Below are 20,344 nucleotides of genomic sequence, written 5' to 3' on the forward strand. Positions count from 1 at the left end.
TTCGCCAGACAGGCTGTGCGGGAACATTGAGGCGCCATTTCAATAATTAAATCATCAGGGAGTAACACATTGAACGCGTTCAAGCTTCTGATTTCCGCGCTGGCCATTTACATGACCGGCACCACGGTCGCACAAGCCCAGAGCTATTCGCCCGAGGCAATCGACAACCTGCGCTACATGATCGAGGAGGAAAAGCTGGCTGGCGACGTGTACCGCTCGTTCGGCGTCCTCTACCCGACAATCATGCCGTTCAGGAATATCCCCCGATCAGAAGACATGCACGTGGCCACACTGGTTGGTCAAGCCAACGCCATCGGGCTTGATGTCAGCGACCTGACCTCGCTGGCGGCCGGCCAGTTCGAGAATCCGGCACTGCAATCGCTCTACCTGAACCTGGTGGCGCAAGGCAGCACCTCGAGCTTTGCCGCGCTGACCGTCGGCAAGAATATCGAACTGCTCGACATCGCCGACCTGACTGCAGCCAGGGCTCTGATTCCAACGGACTCGGCCCTTTACGCATCCTATGGAAGCCTGATGAATGCCTCCTACAACCACCTGAATGCGTTCAATACCTGGCTGGCCAGGACGCCTGTACCGGCAGTCCCTGAACCGGAAACCTACGCCATGCTGCTGGCCGGCCTCGCCATCGTCGCGGGCATGGCACGCCGTAGCAAGCGAATTTAGGGCGGAAGCCATGGCCAGCCGCGTGACAGCGGGCAGCTGGCCATGGCGCGGCTTAGTAAGCGCCGTCATTTTTTTCGGCAGGTGCAGAACAGAGAGATGCCCCCGCCCCGCCAGCCGCATCGACAAGCGCGTTAAAAACCCTGTCAGCATCGCGGCGCCGGCGCATGTCAATCACCCTGACCTGATCGAGAGTAGGGCCGAAAAGCGCTTTCAGACACTTGCTGTCCGTCGTTTCATCGACAACCAGCACCAGCCGTTGCGGCGGCAGGCGCTTTGCCAGTTGCTCCAGTTCGAATTCGCAACCCAGCCGCCCTGCGCTGATGCCGCGCACGTCCATGATCACGGCGTCGGCGCGCAACATCAGTTCGACGACGGTGGCCTGCCAGGTCGAGTCGCGGCAGCAGAATTCGCCGATGCGGAAACGCCCGTCGGGATCGGGGGCAAGATCGAGCGTCGCCAGCTTGTGGTCGAGGCTGGCGCGTGTCGTGACGAAGAGCTCGTCGATGCGCCCGGTCAGCCAGCGCAGGTAGTCACCGGCATCGATGGTGCTGGCTGTGACGTCAGGTGCGGCGATCGTGGTGACCGGACCCAGCAGACGCCAGCGTGATGCGACGCGGTCGAACAGACGCTCGGTGCGGGCGGTGTAGCCGAACACCCGGAGCAGGAGCAGCGTCGGGGCAGGCTTGGCCGCAGCCAGTTTGGCCACACCCAGCCAGCGCATGACGCCATGGTTGACCAGCGGGAAGAGGACAATCTCGCCCACAACCAGCAACAGCGCAAAGATCGGGCGCTCGCGGCCGGCCAGGATGTCGAAACCGATGGTGACGACGAGCATCAGCCACCAAGTACGGGCCAGCAACTGGGCGTCGGAAAAGCGCTTGGCTTCGTAATCGGCAGCCAACTTGCGCAGACGCAGCCAGGCCAGCCAGCCGACCGGCAGGGCGATAAGCATGAATACGCCATTCAGCCCCAGCGTATAAACCCATGGCGTGCCGACCTCGGTGGCAGCGAGCACGGCGGTCAGGCGGGAGCCGGCAAAGGGCGCCGCGGCAAAGACCAGCACGGCGGCGAAGGTGATCGGCACGACGCCGCGCAGCCGGCTCGGCCAGGACATCAGCCAGAACAGGCCGGCCATCCACAGCTGGTTCCAGGCGATGTCGAAGAACAGCGGGACCAGGCCGAGAATCTTCCAGCTCAGGGGCCGGCCTAGCAGGCTGCGTTCGACGATGCCGGCGAGCAGGCAGAGCGCCGCGAAGCTCAGCATCATGACGACAAAGGCGACAACCATGCGCCAGGGCGGCCAGGCCAGGGAGACGGCAATCATCGGCAAGGCGGCGATCATGTAGCTGCAGGTCAGCGCCAGGGCATAGGTCGGCGAGGCGCTCATTTCCCCGGCAATCATGTAGAGCACGGCCATCGGCAGGCCGCAAACGGCGGTAGTCAGCAACCAGGCTGCAGCAATTCGCTGGCGCATCGAGCGCTCGCGGGCAAACAGGTTGCCGGCCATCAATACTTTCTGAGCAGACGCTTTCTCTGTCGGGAGAGGCAAGACAGCGCCATCGCCCTGCATCATCCCGCCCAGGATGGCCAGCCGGTAACGCCAGAGCACGATCAGCGCGACAACGACCGTGACCAGCACGCTGTTGATGAAATGCACACTCGGTTCGCCGCCATGCATCGCTCGCTCCCGACAGGCCACAACAGTGCTAGCCTACTGCCAATGTCATTTTCAGGAAACTGTCATGACCACTTCGCTTCCCGAGACAACCGACCGCCGCACGCGCTGGCGCGAGTCGCGCCGCTTCCTGCTGGCAACCGTGGCGATCACCCTGCTTTACCTCGGCATTCAGGCATTCTGGATGTGGGGTGCGGCTGAGCTGGCGCATGTTGGCTGGACGGTCAACGACCCGACCCGAACCTACGCCGACGAAGCAGCCGCGATCGCGGAAAAATCCCGGGAACGCGAGCAGGGGCTCGCCCCGCGCTTTCCCCGCCGCGTCTTCCAACTCGGTTTCGAATACGGCTACCTGAGCCAGTGGCTGGGCGGCTACGGACAACAACCGGCCGACATCATGGCGCAGTTGTCGCGGCCGGTCGAAGCACACATCCGCCGCCTCGACGAAACGGCCGTTCAGCTCGGTGTCGCCCCGATCAGCCGTTTGCCGGTGCGTACAGCGGCCGATTTCAGCGGTCTGACCCAGCGCATTGAAGACGATCCGGACGGGGTTGCCGGGCGCATCGAACAAGTGGGCTCGCCGCGCCTGCGCCATGTTTTCCTGCTCGCTGCCCATGTCGGCACGATGAGCGCGGCACTGGAATCGCCCCCCGGCGATGTCATGCCGATTCCCGCCACCCAGTTGATCGGCATGCACGCGACACTGGCCGGCATCCCCGAAGCGTTGTGGCGGCCGCTCAGCCGTACCGCGCGAGGAACGCCGGAGGAAGTCCGTCGCGATTACATGGCGGCGGCCGCCCGGCTGGAAAGCGCCTTGCCCTGAGCCCGGCGTGACATTTCATTTTTGGCCGTTTTTTCCGGTTGACCGTGGCATCGGCCGACCATGCCGTATCGAGCCCCCCCCAACGCGCCGGCTTGGCCAGTTGCGTCTTGACCATCGGTCAGACCGTGTTCCAGGCATAGATGCACACGCCCACGCCCAGCACCAGCCCGACAATGAGCTGGATCAGCAGGACGCTGAGACCCGCCTGCTGCTTGCTCATCTTGTGCCCGGGATTGATCGCCCGGCAACCGGGGCAGGTGACAAAAAACGTATCGACCTGATGACCGCAGGCGCGGCATGGAACGAGTAGCATGGAATATCCCCGATATGGTTTGGCCATTAAAGGCGGCAGCACTGCGTGGTAGCATTCGCCGCCATGAACTCACCCCGCCTGCCGCCTGCCATCCTGATCATGGGCCCAACCGCTTCGGGCAAGACGGCGGTTGCCATGGCGCTGGCCGACCGTTTTCCGGTCGAGCTGATCAGCGTCGATTCGGCCCAGGTTTTTCGTGACATGGACATCGGCACGGCCAAGCCGGACCGCGCCACGCTGGCCCGCTACCCGCACCGCCTGATCGACCTCATCTCGCCGGAAGAGAGCTATTCGGCCGCCCGTTTTCGCGCCGATGCGCTGGCCGCGATGGCCGACATCACGAAGGCCGGCAAGGTGCCCGTGCTGGTCGGCGGCACGATGCTGTATTTCCGCGCCCTGCTCCACGGCCTGGCCGATCTGCCGCAGGCCGACGCCGCCCTGCGCGCCCAAATTGATGCCGAAGCCGCGGCCGAGGGCTGGCCGGCGATGCATGCCAAACTGGCCAAACTCGACCCGGTCACGGCCGCCCGGCTGCACTCCACCGACAGCCAGCGCCTGCAACGCGCCCTCGAAATCTGCCGGTTGAGCGGCCGCCCGATGTCAGAACTGCTAGCCGAAAGCGAAAAACAGAAGCCGCCCTACGATTTGCTGTCGATCGCCCTCCTGCCCTCCGACCGCGCCGTTCTGCACGAACGCATCGCCCGCCGTTTCGACGAAATGCTGCTGGCCGGGCTCGATGACGAGGTGCGCCTGCTGCGCCGGAAATACCAGCTGAGCCTCGACCTGCCGTCGATGCGTTGCGTCGGCTACCGGCAGACTTGGGAAGCGCAGGATGGAACGCTACCGCGCAATGAACTGCGTGACCGCGGCATTTTCGCGACACGCCAGTTGGCCAAGCGCCAGATCACCTGGCTGACCAACTCGTTCGAAGCCGAGAGTTTCGATTGCCTCGACCCGGCCTTGGCCGAGCAGATTGCCGAACGGACGACAAGCTTCCTCGGTGCTGCCTGAAGCGCTGCTACGGTCAACCGAAAAAAAAGCCCAAAAACGAAATATCCGTTTGACCAGGCAAAGCCGGCCGATCAGCTCTCGATCTGCTCCTTGCGCGCTGCCAGCAGCGAATACACCGTCGGCACCACGAACAGCGTGAAGAGAGTGCCAAGCAGCAGGCCACCGACGATGACCCAGCCGATCTGCTGCCGCGACTCGGCGCCCGCCCCCGTGCTGAAGGCCAGCGGCACGGCGCCGAGGACCATGGCGCCGGTGGTCATCAGAATCGGGCGCAGACGGAGGAAGGACGATTCGATGACCGCCTCCTTGAGCGCCATGCCCTTTTCCTGCAACTGGTTGGCGAACTCGACAATCAGGATGCCGTGTTTGGTGATCAGGCCGACCAGTGTGACCAGGCCGATCTGGCTATACACGTTGAGCGTGCCGCCGCTCAGCCAGAGGGCGAGCAGCGCCCCGGCCATCGACAGCGGTACGGTGAGCATGATGATGAACGGGTCGCGGAAGCTTTCGAACTGGGCGGCCAGCACGAGGTAAATGAAAGCCAGCGCCAGACCGAAGGTGAAGGCCAGCGACGACGACGATTGGCGGAATTCACGCGACTGGCCGTTGTAGTCGGCGGCGTAGCCCGGTTTGAGGACCTGGTTGGCAACGCCATCCATGAAAGTCAGCGCCTCGCCCAGCGTGTAACCCGGCGCCAGATTGGCGGTAATCGTCACGGCGCGGCGCTGGCCGAAATGGTTCAGTTCGCGCGGGCTGATCGTTTCCCGGACATCGACCAGATTTTCCAGCGAAATCATGCTGCCATCGCGGCCCCGCACATAGATATCGCCGATATCCTCCGGATTGCGTCGCTCGACTTCGGCGACCTGGACGATCACGTCGTACTGCTCGCCATCGCGCTTGAAACGCGTGACCTGTCGGCCGCCGAGGAAGGTTTCCAGCGTCCGGCCGATGGTTTCGACCGGCACGCCCATGTCAGCCGCCTTGTCGCGCTTGACGTCGACCGACAGCTCAGGCTTGTTGAGTTTGAGGTCGGTATCCACGTTGGTCAGCGACGGATTCTTCGCCACTTCGGCGAGGATCTGGCCGGTCACCTTTTGTAGCTCCTCATATGGCGCAGCGGTAACAACAACGAAATTGACCGGCCGTTCACGGGGGCTCTGGCCGAGCGACGGCGGCGTCACCGGGAAGGCCATGACACCGGGAATGGCGGCGAATTTAGGGAACAACTCCTTGGCGATCTCCGGCGAACGACGAGTGCGATCGTTCCAGTCAGTCAGGCCGAGAATGGAAATCCCCTGACTCACGGTCGGGTTGCCGGCGACGACGAAATAGCGCTCGGCATCCTTGGTCTGGCTGTAAATGCCTTCGATCTGGCGAGCGTATTTTTCGGTGTAATCGAGCGTCGCCCCCTCCGGGCCGAGGAACATGCCGAAAATGATGCCGCGATCCTCGACCGGTGCCAGTTCGGACTTCAGCGCCTTGAGCAGAACGCCGCAGGAGGCGGCGACGATGACGAAACCAACAAGCACGATCCAGCGACGATTGAGTGCTGCGGTCAACACCCGCTTATAGCCGGAATTCAACCAGTTCAGGAAGCCTTCGACCATCAGAAAAGCCTTGCCGTGCTTCTCCTCATGCTTGAGCAGCACCGAGCACATCATCGGCGACAGGGTCAGCGCGACGAAACCGGAGACCAGCACGGCGCCGGCCAGGGTCAGGGCGAATTCGATGAACAGTTTGCCGGTACGCCCGGTCATGAACGCCACCGGGGCATAAACCGCGGCCAGCGTCAGGGTCATGGCAACCACCGCGAAGCCGATTTCCTTCGAGCCCTGGAGCGCCGCCTGCATGCGCGGCATGCCCTCCTCGATGTGCCGGAAGATGTTTTCCAACACGACGATGGCGTCGTCGACGACCAGACCGATGGCCAGCACCAGCGCAAGCAGCGTCAGCGTATTGATCGTGAAACCGAGCGCGAACATGATGCCGAAGGCGCCGACCAGCGACACCGGGATGGTGACCAGCGGAATCAGCGTCGCCCGCAGATTGCGCAGGAAGAAGAAAATGATCGCCAGCACGAGCAGGATGGCCTCGCCGATGGTCTTGAACACCGATTCGATCGAACGGTCGATGAACACCGACGAATCGTAGGACAGATTGGCGCTCATGCCATCCGGCAGCTCGCTGGTGATTTTCGGCAACTCGGCACGCAGCGCTTTCGACAGTTCAAGCGGATTGGCCGTCGCCTGCTTGATGACGCCGAGCGCCACGGCCGAACGCCCCTTGAAACGCACGGAGCTACGCTCCGATGCGGCGCCGATTTCAACCCGGCCAAGATCGTTGATACGGATCGGATAGCCGTTCACCGTCTTGACGATGACCGCCCCGAATTCCTCGGTGGTCTTGAGATCGGTATTGGCCACCACCGAAAATTCGCGCTCGCGGCTTTCGATACGGCCGGCCGGCACCTCGACGTTCTGCTTGCGCAAGGCATCCTCAACGTCAGCCGGCGTCAGCTGGTAAGCCGCCAGTCGCTGCTTGTCGAGCCAGATGCGCATGGCGAACTTGCGGTCGCCGAAGACCCGCACGTCGGCGGCGCCGGGCAGGGTCTGCAGGCGCGGCTTGACGATGCGCGTGGCGACATCGGTGACTTCGAGGGCCGAATGCTTGTCGGATGAAAAAGCGATCCAGATCACCGGATTGGCATCGGCCTCAACCTTGGCGATGACCGGTTCGTCGACCTCGTCCGGCAGTCTGTTGCGGACCCGGGATACCCGGTCGCGGACATCGGAAGCCGCCGAATCAGGCGCCCGCTCGAGCTTGAAGCGCACTGAAATCTGACTGCTTTCAGCCCGTGAAATGGAAGTGATTACTTCCACACCCTCGATTCCGGCCAGCGAATCCTCAAGTGGTTTGGTGACCTGCGATTCGATGATTTCGGCCGAGGCACCGCGATAGCTTGTGTTAACCGTGACCACCGGCTCGTCGATCTTGGGGTACTCGCGCACCGGTAGCCGGTCGTAGGAAACGATGCCGAGCAGCATGATGACCAGCGACAGCACGGTCGCGAAGACCGGCCGCTTGATGCAAATTTCGGAAATTTTCATTTGCCGGCGGCCGTCCCGGCGGCGACAGCCTGCGCTGCCGCAGGTGGCGTGCCCTCACCGACCGGACGCACCGCAGCGCCCTCGCGCAGCTTCAACTGGCCGGCCGTCACGACCACGTCGCCAGCCGCCAGTCCTTCAACAACTTCAACCTGCGCCATCCGCCGAACTCCGAGCTTGACCTTGACCAGATTTGCCTTGCCATCGACGACCTTGAACACCGCCGGCTGACCGCCCGGCACGATGCTTTGCTCAGGCACCATGAGCACGGCCTTGCGCTCGCCGAAGAGCAGGCGGACGCGCACGAACATGCCGGGCCGCAGCTTGCCCTTGGCGTTGTCGAGCCGGGCGCGGGCCGAGATCGAACGACCGTTCTGGTCCACCAGCGGGTCGATGGCGTCGAGCACGGCTTTGAAGCGTTCGCTGGGCAAAGCATCGGTCTGCACTTCGACAACCTGGCCCTTGCTGATCCGGCCGAGATAGTTTTCCGGCAGCTTGAAATCGACGCGCAGCGTGGCGACATCCTCGATATTGATCAGATCCTGGCCATCCTTGAGGTAATCGCCAACGCTGACGTTGCGCAGCCCGACCATGCCGGTGAATGGCGCCTTGATACGCATTTTCGCGGCCTTCGCCTCGGCCAGTTGGACAGCAGCCTCCTGCACCTTGAGCGTCGCCGCCGAAGCGTCGAGTGCCTGCTGACTGAGGAATTTTTTGCCGACCAGTTCGACATTTCTTTCGTAGCTGCTCTTGGCCAGCGCCAGGTTGGCCCGGGCTTGCAGCAATTCGGCATCCTGGATCGCCGCATCGAAAACAACCAGCACCGTTCCCTTGGCCACAACGGCGCCATCCTTGAAACCGATCGAGGCCACGCGCCCCGCCGTTTCCGGGCGCAGGACAACGGATTCATTCGACTTGAGCGTGCCGACTGCGGTTACATCATCGGCAAAATCGCTGGCTGCCACCCGGGCCACTTCCACTGCCGTCGGAAAGCTGGCCGGCGCGCCGCCCCCCGCCGGTTTGCCCGCCCCGCCAGGCGGGGTTACCGGCTCGGCTGCAGGCGCCCGGTTGGCGGTGTAGGCGTAGTAGCCCAGGCCAGCCAGGCCGACAAGCGCGATGGCGATAATTCCGAAACGGGTTTTTTTATTCATGGCATTCGGCAAAAGGTCGAACTGACCGGGCAGTCAGCAATAGCCGGAATTGTAACGAACCGGCTGAATTCGCAGAAAAAAATCAGCCGTCGATGCCAGGCAGGAATTCGGGCAGTTTTGGCAGTTGACCGCAGGAAACGCACGCCGGTTCTGCTTCCGGCTCAAACGCAGCGTGACAGGACGCTGCATCGCCATCCTGCCAGCCTTTTTTCAAGGGCGCGACGCTGACGAAAACAACACCGGCGCGAATCATGTTGAGGTATTCCGCCACACTGCGCGATACATCGATGATGCGTTTGCGGTGTTTCGGGTGCATCCGGTCATTGACCTTGACGATGGCGCAACGGTCGTTGTCCAGCCGTCGAACGGCCAGCATGGTACCGAGCGGAAAGCGATTGCTGGCAGCGGTGAATTGCTCGACGTCAAAACGTTCGCCGGTGGCCGTCTTGCGACCCTGAAAGCCCCTGCCGTAAAAGCTGGCGTGGCCACGCAGGCCAGGAACGCCGTCTTCAACCAGGTCGGCCGGCCCGAATTCGGGCGCCAACTCGGCCTGGCGCGGCGAATGCCGGACCGGTTTCTTGGCATGTCTGGTTGCCGTCTTGTGCGACGGCTTATGGCTCGCCGCCCAGACCGGCGACGAGGCATTCAGCAGGAACAGGCCGCAGACGAACATCGCCGCGACCTGCAACTGCCATTTAGACGACAATCGTCTGTGCTTCGTCACCCGAACGCGCCCGGATCTTGCCGATGCGATAAACCGTTTCGCCCTGCGCCTTGAGCTCGGCCATCGCTGCATCGGCATCAGCCGCAGCAACGACGATGACCAGCCCGATGCCGCAGTTGAAGACTCGGTGCATTTCGTTCTCGGCCACATTGCCTTCGGCCTGCATCCAGTCGAACAGCTTGGGACGCGGCCAAGCGGCCTTTTCCAGCTCGGCCACGGTGTTTTCCGGCAGCACGCGCGGCACGTTTTCGAGCAGGCCGCCGCCGGTGATGTGAGCCATGCCTTTGATCGTGACCTTTTCCATCGTCGCCAGCACCTGCTTGACGTAGATGCGGGTCGGCGCCATGACGACGTCGGCCAGCGTCCGCTCGCCGTCGAACTTGGCGTTCATGTCCGGATTCGAACGCTCGATGATCTTGCGCACCAGCGAGTAACCGTTGGAGTGGGCCCCCGAGGAAGCCAGACCGAGCACCACATCGCCGGGAGCAATCGAAGCCTTGCCGTCGATGGCCTTGGATTTTTCAACGACGCCGACGGCAAAGCCGGCCAGGTCGTATTCGCCAGCCGGGTACATGCCCGGCATTTCAGCCGTTTCGCCACCGATCAGCGCGCAGCCGGCCAGTTCGCAACCCTTGGCGATGCCACCGACGACCGCAGCAGCGGTATCGACATCGAGCTTGCCGCAAGCAAAGTAGTCGAGGAAGAACAGCGATTCGGCGCCCAGCACGAGAATGTCATTGACGCTCATGGCGACCAGATCCTGGCCCACCGTGTCGTGGCGATTCAGATCGAAAGCCAGGCGCAGCTTGGTGCCGACACCATCGGTGCCAGACACCAGCACCGGCTCCTTGTAGCGCTTCGGCACTTCGAACAGCGCGCCGAAACCGCCGATACCGCCGAGCACGCCGTCGCGCAGCGTTTTCTTGGCAAGCGGCTTGATACGTTCGACGAGGGCATCACCGGCATCGATATCGACGCCGGCATCACGGTAGGAAAGGGAAGTGTTCTGGGTCATGGTCTGGGAACTCGCCGAGCGCGGCGGCTAGCCGCTGGAAAAAAAAGCGATTTTACCCGAAACCGACCGGCTTCCTAAGCGCTTCCGTCGACACTCGCTATACCCGCCACTGGCGGAAAGCGCAGCATTTTTGGCACCATCGGCGTGGCTACCCGCTCCGCCAGCCCAGGCTCCGGCATCGGCCGGGCGCCATAACCCGCCCCGCGAAAATCAGCCAGACGCACCCCGGTCGAACGCGGACGCAGCCCAAAGATAAACTCGCCGACTTCCCTGAACCACACGCGACGCCCCATCTGTACGTACCACTGCATGGCATGCCGGAATTCGGGATCGCGATTGAGGAAGGTGCGTAACAGTGCCTGCGGCCGCAACTGCATGGCCACCTCGATGCCTTTTACCCAGAGCAGCATGCGCCACGGCGGCATGCCGGGCGAGGCCAGCACCTGATGCTTGTAATCCCACAGCCGGGTATCGGGCTGCACCACCTCGCGATGCGCCACGCTTGAAAAATAACTCGTCCAGCGCAGCGGTGTCGCGTACAGCAACTGGATCTGGTCGGGGTCGTAGCGCAGCAACTGCTTCAGCGAATGCCAGTAATGGCGGTCGCTTTCTTCCTCGAAGCCGACGACGTAGGTGGCCATCGACACGATGCCGTGCCGGCGCAGAAGGCGAATCGCTTCCTGGTCCTCGCGCGGCGAGGCGTCCTTGCGGATGGCCTGCAAGGTGGCTTCGTCGTAGCTTTCGATGCCGAGCAGGAAGCGCACGACGCCGGCCTTCTTGTAGAGATGAAGAATGTCGGCGTCACGCACGATGTCACCGGCCCGCGTCGAGCCGACCAAGGTCAGCGGCACGTTTTCGACAATCAGGGCTTCGAGGAAAGCCTGCCAGGCTTCGCGCGAGGCGGTCGGCAGTTCGTCGGCAAAGTTGATGACCTCGACCCCGTGTTCGCGGTGCAGCCAGGCCAGTTCGCGGGCGAACAACACCGGATCGCGATGCCGCCAGGTCCGCCAGAAACCGCGCTGACCGCAGTAATTGCACAGGTAGGGACAACCGCGCGAAAACTGCACGACAACGGCTTTGCGCCCGCCCCAGTAGGAATAGCGGTTGAAGTCGATCAGTTCCCAGCCGACGCGGTAGGCGTCGAGGTTTTCAATCGGCTTGGCCTGCCGGGTCGCCCGCGCCTGACCGCCGTCCCGATAGGCGCAGCCGGGCACTGTGGCGAGCAGGCCGTGCGTGACGATGGCGCGCGCGACGAGGACGGCTGTGCGCTCGCCTTCGCCGCGCACGATGGCGTCGATGGCCGGGCATTCATCAAGGATTTCCCGCCAGTGATAGGTCGGAAAAACGCCGCCATAGACGATGGCCGTTGCGGGCAGTGCCGCCTTGATCCGCACAGCCAGATCGATGATGGTTGGATGGGCGGTAGACGAGCCGGCGTGGCCGACCATGACGATGCGCGGCGCTGCGGCGACGATGCGACGGACAATTTCATCCGGCGGCAGCGGATCGTAGTCGGCATCAAGCAACTCGACGGCAAATCCGGCGTCGATCAGCGGCCCACCGATGGCGAGCAGCCCGAGCGGCGGCAGGTGGTCATCCGGAATCCGGCTGCCGATGGCGGTGTGCGGCGGGTTGAGCAGGAGAATCTTGTGGGCGGTGGCGGACATGGCGTGCTCCTTGAACGAAGAGCTTCCAGAATCGCCCCGCCCGGTGAAGTCATGACGAAGCGACGGTGAAGTCGGCCAACAGCTCAGTTGGCCCGGGCTGATGCCTGTTGGCGCGGCAGGCTGACCCGGAAGGTACTGCCCCGGCCCGCCTCGCTGGTCACCGAAATGCTGCCGCCGTGCATCGAAACGATGGCATAGGCAACCGACAAGCCCAGCCCCATCCCGGCGCCGGGCGGCTTGGTGGTGAAGAAGGGCTCGAAGATGCGCGCCAGATTCTCCGGCGAAATCCCGCTACCGTTATCGGCGACTTCGATCCAGACCTGCCGGTCATCGACTCCGGCCCGAATGACAATCTCGCCTTCGCCGACAATGGCGTCCCGCGCGTTGCCCAGCAAGTTCTTGAGTGCCTCGGTCAATTCGGAGGGGCGACACGCGACCAGCAGCGAATCATCCATCTCGCGACGGGTCCGCACCCGGCCGCCGGCGGTCGCATCGGCGGCGGCCAGCGCGCTGTCGACCAGGCCGGCCAGACCAACCGCCTGCATCGTGCTGCCCTGGGCGTGCGCCAGTACGCGCAGGCTGCCGACCATGGTCGATAGCCGTCGGGTGCCGCGCAGCGATTCGTCGAGCAGATCGATCACATCGTCGCGCAGGAACTCAAGATCGGCCGCCTTTTTTGCCGCCTCGATCCCGCCTCGCCGGGCACTGTCGGCCGGCAACTCGCACTCGGCCTGGCCATAAAGATCGAGCAAGCCGAGCATGGCATGCACGTAGCGCCCCATTGCCTCCAGATTGGACTGGATGAAACCGATCGGATTGCTGATTTCATGCGCCAGACCGGCCGAGAGCTGGAAGATGGCCGCCAGCTTCTCGGCCTGCAGCAAGCGTTCGCGCGTTTCGTCGAGCTTGCGTTCGAGCAGGCGCTGGTTGGTTTCCGAACGAAAGCGTTCGGTCACGTCGAGAAAGCTGACCACCCGCTTGACGCCAGCCCACACCGCCGGCTGCGGCTGCGAACGCCACTCGATGACGCGGCCGTCGCGACACTCCAGCGTTTCGCGCCAGTCGGCCTCGGGCGACTGGCAGAGTTGTGCGAACGACCGGCTGAAAGCCTCCGGATCGGCCAGTTGCGCCAGCATGGCGGCCATTACCTCTTCGTGCCGCCAGAAGGCAATGACCTCGTCGGGAATGCAGAACAGAGCGACCAGCCGGCTGTTGAAGCGGATGATGCGATCCCCGGTATCGAGCGCCAGAATGCCCTCGTCGGACGACTCCAGGATGGTCCCGAGCAGTTGCAAGAGGTTCTCGGTATGCCGCTCGGCCTCCTGCCCCTCGGCCGCCTGGCGCGCGCTGTCGGCCTGCACCGACTGGTAGGATGCCAGCGCCGCGGCCAAGGCCGCCTCGAGCAACTCTGGCGTAGCAGCCGCACCGGCCAGCTCGCCTTCCAGATAACGCGCCAGCGCTTCCGGGCGTGTCGCCGGATCAGCAAAAGACTGGACAATCAATTCCCCGGCCCGGCTCATGACACCCCCTCAATAACAACGGCCCGATCACCCGGGCAACAGTTTGTTTATTCAAAAAAAGCATAGCACGCAGCCCGAAGCGACTGAGCCTGTTTCACTCGGCAATCTGCGGATGATGATGGCAATGGGATGAATTATCATGTCGCGCATGAAAATTCTCATCGTCGACGACGAGCCGGCCATTGCCGACACGCTCAGCTACGCCCTGCGCGCCGAGGGATTTGCCGTCGATTGCTGCACGCTCGGCAGCGAGGCGCTGAGCCGGCTGGCGTCTGACAGCATCGATTTCGTCGTCCTCGACGTCGGCCTGCCGGACATGACCGGTTTCGACGTCTGCCGCGCCCTGCGCCGGCATTCCGACGTGCCGGTGCTGTTCCTGACCGCCCGCGCCGACGAGGTGGATCGCATCGTCGGGCTGGAACTGGGCGGCGACGACTACGTCACCAAGCCTTTCAGCCCGCGCGAGGTCGCCTCGCGCATCCGCGCCATCAGCCGCCGGCTCAAGCCGGAAAACCGGGTCACCAACGGCGAACAGGTACATTCCCACGGTCAACCCGAAAAAACGGCCAAATTTGAAATCGACCCCGACGGCCTGCGCATCGCCTACCACGGCCAGTGGCTGGCGCTCACCCGCTACGAATACCTGCTGCTCGCCCTGCTCCTCCAGAAACCCGGCCGCATCCTGAATCGCGCCCAGATCATGGACACCGTCTGGCAGGACGGCGGTGACAGCCTCGAACGCACCGTCGACACCCACATCAAGACCCTGCGCGGCAAGCTGCGCAGCATTCGCGACGAAGAGATCATCGTCACCCATCGCGGCCTCGGCTACAGCCTGATCGGGTAAGCCGGCGTGAACATCTCCGTCCGCCTCTTTTTCGGTTATTTCCTCATCGTCGGCCTGGCCGCCTGGTTCGTGCTCAACGTCGTCACCAACGAAACCGAACCCGGCGTCCGCCAGGCCACCGAAGAAACCCTCGTCGACACCGCCCACGTCCTCGCCGAAATGGCCGCTCTCGACCTCTCGGCCGACCGCATCGGCCACGGCGCCTTCGCCGACTCGGTCCGCGCCGCCATCCGGCGCAGCCCGCAAGCCGACATTTCCGGCGTCCTCAAGGAACACGTCGACTTCCGCATCTACGTCACCGACGCCCAAGGGATCGTCGTCTACGACTCACGACAGGCCGCCGTCGGCGAAGACTTCTCGCAATGGCGCGACATCGCCCGCGTCCTGCGCGGCGAATACGGCGCCCGCCAATCGCGTGAAGACCCCTACGACCCGGCCAGCTCGGTCATGCACGTCGCCGCCCCGATCTTCTGGCAAGGCGAACTGATCGGCGTCCTCTCGCTCGCCAAGCCGATGTCCTCGGTCGCCCCCTACGCCGAGCGCGCCGCCCAGCGCGTCAAGGCATCCGGCCTCATCCTGCTCGCCGCCTCCGCCGCCATCGGCCTCAGCTTCACCCTCTGGCTCGGCTGGTCCATCCACCGCCTGCGCGACTACGCCCGCGCCGTCGCCGATGGGCAGAAGGCCGAAGCGCCAACCGGCGGTGGCCGGCAACTCTCCGAACTCGCCCAGGCGCTCGCCACCATGCGCGAAAAGCTCGAAGGCAAACAATACGTCGAACGCTACGTGCAAAACCTCGCGCACGAACTCAAAAGCCCGCTCACCGCCATCCTCGGCGCCGCCGAAATCCTCGAAAGTGACCCGCCGGCCGACGACCGCCACCGCTTCACCCTCAGCGTCGCCGAACAAGGCCGCCGCCTGCAAGCCATCATCGACCGCATGCTCCTGCTCGCCCGCGTCGAGCAACTGCAAGCTCCGGAAGGCGACCAGACCCTCGACCCGAAAACCCTCCTCGACACCTGCCTGTCCCTGCGCCAGCAAGCCCTGACCAGCCGCCAACTGCAAACCCGGATCGCGGTCAGCCACACCGCCCCCATCCGCGGCGACGCCCTCCTGCTCCAACAAGCTCTGCTCAACCTCATCGACAACGCCATCGACTTCTCGCCCCCCGGCAGCACCATCGAACTCGACATCGACGCCGCCGACGACACCGTCAGCTTCCACATCCGCGACCACGGCCCCGGCGCCCCCGACTACGCCCTGCCGCAAATCTTCGACCGCTTCTACTCCCTGCCCCGCCCAGCCACCGGCAAGAAAAGCACCGGGTTGGGTCTGGCGCTGGTGCGGGAGGTGGCGCGGTTACATGGTGGGGAGGCTGGGTTTGAAAATCACCCGGAGGGCGGTGGGGTAGCGTGGATTCGGGTTCGGTCGGAGTGACGACTACAGGTAACGGCCAGGAGCGGTCTCTCAAGAAATCGCTCCAAAGCGGACATGGGCTCTGTCCGTATGATTGCTGATTGATAAGGAGACTGGCTTCGAATAATCTCAATGTCATTCAAAACTTTACAGGTGATCCAATTGCGGGAATACGGGTTCAGCGATCTGCGAGTTGATAGTGACAGTTGCTTCCTGTGCGGCTCAGGAAGCCTCCCTCCGACGCAAGAGCACGTCTTTCCGAAGTGGCTGCAGCACCGCTATAACCTATGGAACAAGACCCTAGGACTCCTCAACGAAACGAAAATCCAATACAAGAATCTATTAATACCGTGCTGTGCAAGGTGCAACAGCGAAGACCTCTCTCGACTTGAAGATAGGGTTTCATCAGCCATTTCACGGGGCTTCGATTGCACATCCAAGCTTGACTCGCACCTCCTATATCTTTGGGCAGGAAAGCTCTACTTTGGTGTTCTGCGAAAGGAGATCACCCTCGCGCAGGATCGATCAAGACCTCACGAGGGAACTATCCTCCCAAAGGAATCCCTCAAGGCATTCTCAGAGCTTCACCTCTTCCTTCAATCCATTCGTGGCAGGCACGAGTTTTCCGGCAAACCACCTTACTCCGTTCTTGTCTGCAACCTTCATGACCTAGGCCAGCTAAGAAATTTCTATTTCCGTGACAGCCTTTTCCACATGACTCTCTCCATCAGAATGGGCGAGGTCGGCATCATCGTCGCGCTGGAAGACGGAGGGCTCACCTCTGATAGTTATGGGCGCTATGTCAATGCCGTCGCCGGAAAAAAACTACACCCAATTCAGTTTGACGAGCTTTACGCAAAAGTGCTCTACCAGGTTAGCCGGGTAGAGGGCGGAGTGACGTACATCACTTCGAAGCACGAATTTGATTCCCAGCCTGCGCAGACCTTAGTGATGGCCGGTGGTTACCTCCGCGAAAGTTCGCAGGAAGAATATTCGCAACTACTTCGACCAATGGTTTCCGACTGGCTGCACTCTGAGCCCGATCATATCGAATGGTTCGTACCTCCAAACCTAGTCCCAACATGGATGACCGACAAAGCTGGTGATCTATTGCTGCGTCCCCTATCTGAATGGGAATCCTCGTTCGCTGCCTAACCATGCCAAGGCCGCTCGCTCCGGTCGCTGCGCGATAAAGCACATCGCCACTTACTTACACGTTGAAGGACCTCTTTCCAAAGTTCCGAACGTCGCCTCTGGGCACTTAGCCACCTGCCATTTTGCCAATTGCTACGGTCAACCGGAAAAATCGGCCCATTTTCAAATTGAATCCGTCCCGCATAGCGCTGATCTCAGTGCCAATTTGTCTGAAGGCGGACGGCCGGAGGAACTGTTAAGGAAAACTTAACAGTTCGAAACTCGGGCGACAGAAGTATCAAGGGACAAGCGCAGGCGCCCGGCACAGGATTCCGGCAAGCCAAAAAAACAAACTTACCACCCCACTTCACCCCCGCTTCACCGTCACTTCGACAAGTCCACACTCACGCCTTCCAGACTCGCTCCTGTCATTCAACCAGGGAGTTCGAGATGGACAAGAAATTGCTGTTCAAGATGTTGGCTATTGGCCTGATGGCCTTGTTGCTGTTGATTCCGCTGGCCATGGTGGAGAGCCAGATCAGCGACCGGGCGCAGCGTCAGCGGGAGGTGCAGGACAATATCGCCAACAGCGCGGCGGGTGAGCAGACACTGGCTGGGCCGGTGCTGGCGATTCATTACCGGGAGACGGTCGAGGTTCCGGCCGAGTCGGAGAAGACCGGGCCGCACCGGCAGGTGGTGGAGCGCACGCTGCTGTTGCCGCCGACCGAGCTGAATCTGGATGGCGAGGCGGGGGTGGAGACGCGCCAGCGCGGCATTTACCAGGCGCGGCTGTTTCGCCTGACGGCCAACGGCAGCGGCTATTTTGCCATTCGCCCGCTGGCTGAATTGTTTGGCGGCAAGACGGTGAGCAATGTCCGCCTCGCCCTGCAACTCGGGGTCAGCGACCCGCGCGGCATCAGCAACGACCCGCGCATTACCGTCAATGGCAAGGCCTATCGTTTCGCCTCGGCGGATTCCGCCGGCGAAAACGGCCTGCGTCGGCTGACCGCCGATCTCGGGCCGGCCGACCTGCAACAGGCCAGCCGCTTCGACTTCAGTTTTCCGCTGCAACTGACCGGCACGACGCGCCTGGCTGTTGCTCCGGTCGGCGAGGCCAACCACATCCATTTGAAGTCGGACTGGCCGCACCCCAATTTCGGCGGCCGTTTTCTGCCGCAATCCCGCACTGTCAGCGGCAAGGGCTTCGAAGCGCAATGGGAAATCTCGCACCTCGCCCGCAATTTCGACGCAGCGCTCAAGGCGAACAGCGGCGAAGCGCTGAGCATCGATTTCATCGATCCGGTCAACGTCTATCTGCAGGCCGAGCGGGCGGTGAAATACGGCGTCCTGTTCATCATCCTGACTTTTGCCGGCTTTTTCCTGACTGAAATCCTGCGCCGCACGCCGATCCACCCGATGCAATACCTGCTGGTCGGGCTGGCGCTGGCGATCTTCTTCCTGCTGCTCATTGCCTTTTCGGAACACCTGGCTTTTGCCGCTGCCTATGGCATCGCCGCGACGGCCTGTATCGGGCTGATCGCCTGGTATCTGGCCGGTGCGCTCGGCGGCTGGCGTCAGGGCGTCGCCTTCGGTAGCGGGCTGACCGGCCTCTACGGCGTGCTTTACGGCGTGCTGCTCTCGGAAGACAACGCGCTGCTCATGGGCAGCCTGCTACTCTTCCTCGCCCTTGGCGCCGTCATGCTCGCCACCCGCCGCCTGAACTGGTACGGCCTGGGCAACCGCTTGATGGAGACAGCCGAATGATCCGCCTGCCCGCAGCATTCACCCGCCGCCCGGGCGGGCCAAGCGGGCGAGTTAGCCGCTGGCTCGGCATCGCCCTGCCCACCCTGCTGCTGTGGCCGGCCTGGCACCTCAAGCACCCGCTGCTGTTCGCCTTCCGCCATATCGAAACGCCGTTGCTGCTGGGTTTTCCGGTACTGGCCCTGATCTTTCACCAGCGGCTTCCGAGACTGGCTCGCCCGCTCTTTCTCGCGGTGTTCGCGCTGACTGCCTGCCGCGAGCTGGAATACCGGCAAATGCGCGATGCCGTGCTCGAAGCCGGGCCGGCCATGCAGGCAGTGGGCGCCCACCTCGTCGCCGGCTACACCGACCTCGACGAACTCCGTCCGCTGGCGGCGAAAGGGCTGATCGGCGGCATTTATCTGGCCAAGCGCAATGTGCGCGGCCGCGATCTCGGCGAGGTCGCCGCTGACATCGCCGAATTGCAGGCGATTCGCCGCCGGGCCGAATTGCCGCCGCTGATCGTCACCGCTGATCAGGAGGGCGGCAGCGTGTCGCATCTGTCGCCACTGCTCGAATATCTGCCACCGCTGGCGACCCTGGCCAACCGCCCCGACCCGACTGTTGCCGCCCGCCGCTACGGCGAAGAGCAGGGCCGGGGCCTGGCTGCGCTCGGGGTGAATCTCAATTTCGGCCCGGTCGTCGACCTGCGCCCGGCCGGAAAACCCTGGCCCGACCCGTTGAGCAACATCGCCGCCCGCGCCATCGCCAGCGACCCGCAACAGGTCGCCGACATTGCCGGCGGTTATCTCGACGGACTCAACGCCGTCGGCGTGCGCGGCACGCTCAAGCACTTCCCCGGTCTTGGCCGGGTGCGCATCGACACCCATCTGCGGCCGGCCGTCCTCACCGCCACGCCCGACGACCTGGCTGCCGACTGGCAACCCTTCCGGCAACTGGCCGGCCACCCGGCGGCGGCGATCATGCTCGGCCACGTGACGCTGACCGCACTCGACGCCGAGCACGCCGCCTCGCATTCGCCGGCCATCGTCGACGGCCTGCTGCGCCAGGCCTGGGGCTACGACGGTTTGCTCATCACCGACGACCTCAACATGGGCGCCGTTTACCGCAAAGGCATCGGCCGCGTTGCCGGCGAGGCGCTGGCCGCCGGGGTCGATCTCGTGCTGGTCAGCTACGATCCGCGCCAGGTCTATCGCGCCCTGGCCGGCGCCGCCGAGGCGCTGGTCGGGCACCGCATCGCGCCGGCCCGGCTGACCGAAAGCGACCGCCGTCTGGCAGATTTCGCCAGTCAGCCAGCGCCGGGGGCGCCGACCGGCCTGATGCAGGTACGTTTGAGGTCAGATGCCCCCGTCTCCGGCCTTCAAGCGGTCTTCCACGGTCAACCGGAAAAAACGGCCAAAATTGAAATGTGCCCGGCACCGTCCACGCGGCCGCAGTTTGGCGGGATGCCGGCCCGCCTCTGATAAAATGCCCGGCTTTACCGTTTCCTGACGCCCGGC

The 20,344-nt window shown here is 63.3% G+C and carries 16 protein-coding genes; 8 read left to right on the plus strand and 8 right to left on the minus strand.

What is annotated here, in order from left to right; genetic code table 11:
• Positions 1–69: 69 nt before the first annotated feature.
• A complete protein-coding gene (locus tag AC07TV_RS17260) occupies positions 70–684 on the plus strand; it encodes a DUF2202 domain-containing protein (RefSeq protein ID WP_494649594.1) in 615 nt (204 codons plus the stop codon).
• A gap of 52 nt (positions 685–736) precedes the next feature.
• Here AC07TV_RS17260 and AC07TV_RS17265 read toward each other — a convergent pair whose 3' ends face one another.
• A complete protein-coding gene (locus AC07TV_RS17265) occupies positions 737–2,362 on the minus strand; it encodes a hypothetical protein (protein WP_494649595.1) in 1,626 nt (541 codons plus the stop codon).
• 64 nt (positions 2,363–2,426) lie between these two features.
• Here AC07TV_RS17265 and AC07TV_RS17270 point away from each other — a divergent pair, with 64 nt between their 5' ends.
• Positions 2,427–3,182, plus strand: coding sequence for a hypothetical protein (locus AC07TV_RS17270; RefSeq protein ID WP_494649596.1), 756 nt, complete (start codon positions 2,427–2,429; stop codon positions 3,180–3,182).
• A gap of 118 nt (positions 3,183–3,300) precedes the next feature.
• Here the strand turns inward: AC07TV_RS17270 and AC07TV_RS17275 are convergent, their stop codons facing one another.
• A complete protein-coding gene (locus AC07TV_RS17275; protein ID WP_494649597.1) occupies positions 3,301–3,495 on the minus strand; it encodes a hypothetical protein in 195 nt (64 codons plus the stop codon).
• A gap of 63 nt (positions 3,496–3,558) precedes the next feature.
• Between AC07TV_RS17275 and miaA the strand changes: the two genes are divergently transcribed.
• On the plus strand, positions 3,559–4,506 hold the full coding sequence (gene miaA / locus AC07TV_RS17280) for a tRNA (adenosine(37)-N6)-dimethylallyltransferase MiaA (RefSeq protein WP_494649598.1): 948 nt from the start codon (positions 3,559–3,561) through the stop codon (positions 4,504–4,506).
• Positions 4,507–4,577: 71 nt separating this feature from the next.
• Here miaA and AC07TV_RS17285 read toward each other — a convergent pair whose 3' ends face one another.
• The 6 genes from AC07TV_RS17285 to AC07TV_RS17310 form a co-directional block, all read right to left on the minus strand.
• Entirely contained in the window at positions 4,578–7,616 is a 3,039-nt protein-coding gene (locus AC07TV_RS17285; protein ID WP_494649599.1) for an efflux RND transporter permease subunit, read from the minus strand.
• Entirely contained in the window at positions 7,613–8,764 is a 1,152-nt protein-coding gene (locus tag AC07TV_RS17290) for an efflux RND transporter periplasmic adaptor subunit (protein WP_494649600.1), read from the minus strand. Before AC07TV_RS17290 ends, AC07TV_RS17285 begins: the two co-directional genes overlap by 4 nt.
• Positions 8,765–8,846: 82 nt before the next feature.
• Entirely contained in the window at positions 8,847–9,470 is a 624-nt protein-coding gene (locus AC07TV_RS17295) for a septal ring lytic transglycosylase RlpA family protein (protein WP_494649601.1), read from the minus strand.
• The gene (gene purM, locus AC07TV_RS17300; protein WP_494649602.1) at positions 9,460–10,503 is read right to left on the minus strand and encodes a phosphoribosylformylglycinamidine cyclo-ligase; all 1,044 of its coding nucleotides are present in this window, start codon (positions 10,501–10,503) and stop codon (positions 9,460–9,462) included. Before purM ends, AC07TV_RS17295 begins: the two co-directional genes overlap by 11 nt.
• 74 nt (positions 10,504–10,577) lie before the next feature.
• Positions 10,578–12,170 (minus strand): magnesium-protoporphyrin IX monomethyl ester anaerobic oxidative cyclase, encoded by a 1,593-nt coding sequence (gene bchE, locus AC07TV_RS17305; protein WP_494649603.1) that lies wholly within the window; start codon positions 12,168–12,170, stop codon positions 10,578–10,580.
• 83 nt (positions 12,171–12,253) lie between these two features.
• The gene (locus AC07TV_RS17310; protein WP_494649604.1) at positions 12,254–13,690 is read right to left on the minus strand and encodes a sensor histidine kinase; all 1,437 of its coding nucleotides are present in this window, start codon (positions 13,688–13,690) and stop codon (positions 12,254–12,256) included.
• A 139-nt stretch (positions 13,691–13,829) separates the two neighbouring features.
• Here AC07TV_RS17310 and creB point away from each other — a divergent pair, with 139 nt between their 5' ends.
• The 5 genes from creB to AC07TV_RS17335 all read left to right on the plus strand — a co-directional run bounded on the left by creB (position 13,830) and on the right by AC07TV_RS17335 (position 20,308).
• A complete protein-coding gene (gene creB / locus AC07TV_RS17315) occupies positions 13,830–14,537 on the plus strand; it encodes a two-component system response regulator CreB (RefSeq protein WP_494649605.1) in 708 nt (235 codons plus the stop codon).
• 6 nt (positions 14,538–14,543) lie between these two features.
• Positions 14,544–15,971, plus strand: coding sequence for a two-component system sensor histidine kinase CreC (creC, locus tag AC07TV_RS17320; RefSeq protein ID WP_494649606.1), 1,428 nt, complete (start codon positions 14,544–14,546; stop codon positions 15,969–15,971).
• A 111-nt stretch (positions 15,972–16,082) separates the two neighbouring features.
• On the plus strand, positions 16,083–17,105 hold the full coding sequence (locus AC07TV_RS17325) for a hypothetical protein (protein WP_494649607.1): 1,023 nt from the start codon (positions 16,083–16,085) through the stop codon (positions 17,103–17,105).
• Between the two features lie 429 nt (positions 17,106–17,534).
• On the plus strand, positions 17,535–18,848 hold the full coding sequence (creD, locus tag AC07TV_RS17330; protein ID WP_494649608.1) for a cell envelope integrity protein CreD: 1,314 nt from the start codon (positions 17,535–17,537) through the stop codon (positions 18,846–18,848).
• Positions 18,845–20,308 carry a glycoside hydrolase family 3 N-terminal domain-containing protein gene (locus AC07TV_RS17335; protein ID WP_494649609.1) on the plus strand — a complete coding sequence of 488 codons (1,464 nt, stop codon included), beginning with the start codon at positions 18,845–18,847 and terminating at the stop codon, positions 20,306–20,308. Before creD ends, AC07TV_RS17335 begins: the two co-directional genes overlap by 4 nt.
• Positions 20,309–20,344 lie beyond the last annotated feature (36 nt).

The organism is Azonexus sp. GW821-FHT04F04 (assembly GCF_059420025.1).

What these genes read in the sequence shown, in the direction of transcription:
- AC07TV_RS17265 (WP_494649595.1), bottom strand. Translation starts at nt 2,362, where the DNA reads ATGCATGGCGGCGAACCGAGTGTGCATTTCATCAACAGCGTGCTGGTC.
- AC07TV_RS17270 (WP_494649596.1), top strand. Translation starts at nt 2,427, where the DNA reads ATGACCACTTCGCTTCCCGAGACAACCGACCGCCGCACGCGCTGGCGC.
- AC07TV_RS17275 (WP_494649597.1), bottom strand. Translation starts at nt 3,495, where the DNA reads ATGCTACTCGTTCCATGCCGCGCCTGCGGTCATCAGGTCGATACGTTT.
- miaA (WP_494649598.1), top strand. Translation starts at nt 3,559, where the DNA reads ATGAACTCACCCCGCCTGCCGCCTGCCATCCTGATCATGGGCCCAACC.
- AC07TV_RS17285 (WP_494649599.1), bottom strand. Translation starts at nt 7,616, where the DNA reads ATGAAAATTTCCGAAATTTGCATCAAGCGGCCGGTCTTCGCGACCGTG.
- AC07TV_RS17290 (WP_494649600.1), bottom strand. Translation starts at nt 8,764, where the DNA reads ATGAATAAAAAAACCCGTTTCGGAATTATCGCCATCGCGCTTGTCGGC.
- purM (WP_494649602.1), bottom strand. Translation starts at nt 10,503, where the DNA reads ATGACCCAGAACACTTCCCTTTCCTACCGTGATGCCGGCGTCGATATC.
- bchE (WP_494649603.1), bottom strand. Translation starts at nt 12,170, where the DNA reads ATGTCCGCCACCGCCCACAAGATTCTCCTGCTCAACCCGCCGCACACC.
- AC07TV_RS17310 (WP_494649604.1), bottom strand. Translation starts at nt 13,690, where the DNA reads ATGAGCCGGGCCGGGGAATTGATTGTCCAGTCTTTTGCTGATCCGGCG.
- creB (WP_494649605.1), top strand. Translation starts at nt 13,830, where the DNA reads ATGTCGCGCATGAAAATTCTCATCGTCGACGACGAGCCGGCCATTGCC.
- AC07TV_RS17325 (WP_494649607.1), top strand. Translation starts at nt 16,083, where the DNA reads ATGTCATTCAAAACTTTACAGGTGATCCAATTGCGGGAATACGGGTTC.
- creD (WP_494649608.1), top strand. Translation starts at nt 17,535, where the DNA reads ATGGACAAGAAATTGCTGTTCAAGATGTTGGCTATTGGCCTGATGGCC.
- AC07TV_RS17335 (WP_494649609.1), top strand. Translation starts at nt 18,845, where the DNA reads ATGATCCGCCTGCCCGCAGCATTCACCCGCCGCCCGGGCGGGCCAAGC.